A 1,745-nucleotide genomic window follows, 5' to 3' on the forward strand; every position below is an offset into this window, starting at 1 on the left:
CACCACCCGCACCCACTCAGCCGCACCCAACACCGGCACCCGACCCACCAACACCCCCGGATCCGCCGCCACAGCCTCCAGGATCCGTACCAACCAGCGCCCGAAGCCCTCGACCTGGTCGGGCTCGAACACGTCCGGGCGGTAGGTCAGCCGCAGCCGCAGGTCCGTGGCACCCGGGATGACCGCGAGCGTCAGCGGATAGTGCGTCGAGTCACGCCCCCCGGCCGGGGTGATCCGCAGCGTGTCGTCGRGCCCGGACCCGGGCTCGGGCCCAGCATCCGGGTCGAAGGGATAGTTCTCGTAGGCCACCAGCGTGTCGAAGGTCGCGCCCGCACCGGCCAACCGCTGGATCTCGGCCAGCCCCAGGTACTGGTGGGCGATCAGAGCCGACTGCCGGTCCTGCAACGCGGTCAGCATCTCGATGACGGGCCGGTTCGGGTCCAGCGGCACCCGCACCGGCACCGTGTTGACGAACAGCCCCAGCATGTCCTCCACCCCGGGCAGCTCGGGCGGACGACCCGCGACGACCGCACCGAACACCACATCGCGCTGCCCCGCCAACCGACTGACCAGCATCGCCCACGCCCCCTGCACGACCGTGTTCAGCGTCAGGTCGTGCTCCCTGGCCAGGGCGCGCAGGGCCGCGATCAGTTCGGGGCCCGCAGAGGCCATGACCCGGCCCGGCGCCACCGGAAGCCGGGCCGGGTCGCCCGGCGCGACCAGGGTCGGTTCCGTCGTGCCGGCCAGCTCCCGCTGCCAGGCCTCGCGCGCCGCGTGCCGGTCCTGGCGGCCTAGCCAGGCCAGATACTCCCCGTACGGCGTGACCGGTGGCAGTCCGATCGGGTCACCGCCGGCCGCATAGATGGTGGACAACTCACGCAGCAGGACCGGCAGCGACCAACCATCCATCAGGATGTGATGGTTGGTGATCACCAGGCGGTGGTGTCGTGCGCCGAACCGGATCACCAGGAACCGCAGCAGCGGGGGCACCGCGGGGTCGAAGGCACGGGCCAGCTCGGCGGCGGCCAGCCGGTCGGCCTCCGCCTCGGCTTCGGCCGAAGGCAGCGCCGACACGTCCGCCTCACGCCATGGCAGCGCGACCCGATCGGCGATCACCTGGACCGGCTGCTCCAGGCCGGCGAGGTGCCGGAATCCGGCGCGCAGGTTGGGATGCCGGTCCAGCAGCGCCTGGCCCGCAGCCCGCAGTACAGCGGTGTCCAGCGGGCCGAGCAGGTTCAGCAGGCCCTGCCCCGAGTAGGCGTCCAGCGCCTGCTCGCCGAGCATGGCGTGGAACAGCAGGCCCTCCTGCAGGGGCGACAGCGGCCACACCTCGGCCAAGCCGGGCTGCGCAGCCTCCAGCTCGGTCACGTGCCCCTGGGCCAGCGGGACCAGTGGGAAGTCCGACGGGCTGTGCCCGCCCGCACCAGGCCGCGCGGCGTGCGCGGCCAAGCCGGTCAGCATCGCCACCCAGCCCTCGGCCAACTCCCGCACGGCGGACTCGGCCAACAACTCCCCCGGCCAGGAGAACATCAGGCTCAGCTCGGGGCCGTCCGCGCCGTCACGGACGACTCCGCCTGCTTCCAGGATGTGGGCGGCGGGCATCCGCTCGTCCATGTCCCCGCCGAGCGCCACCGGCTGCCACTCCTGCCGCCCGGAACCGGTGGTGAACCTGCCCAGGTAGTTGAAGCCGATCTGCGGGGTCGGCAGCGCCGCCAACGCCGGCCGCGTAGCGGGATTCAGATAAC

General features: G+C 72.6%; 1 protein-coding gene. It reads right to left on the reverse strand.

What is annotated here, in order from left to right; all coding sequences use genetic code 11:
* A partial coding sequence (locus tag Manayef4_RS02895; RefSeq protein ID WP_305773808.1) for a condensation domain-containing protein occupies window positions 1-1,745 on the reverse strand: 1,745 nt, incomplete at both ends.

Source organism: Frankia sp. CgMI4 (genome assembly GCF_001756285.1).
Taxonomy (GTDB): domain Bacteria; phylum Actinomycetota; class Actinomycetes; order Frankiales; family Frankiaceae; genus Frankia; species Frankia casuarinae.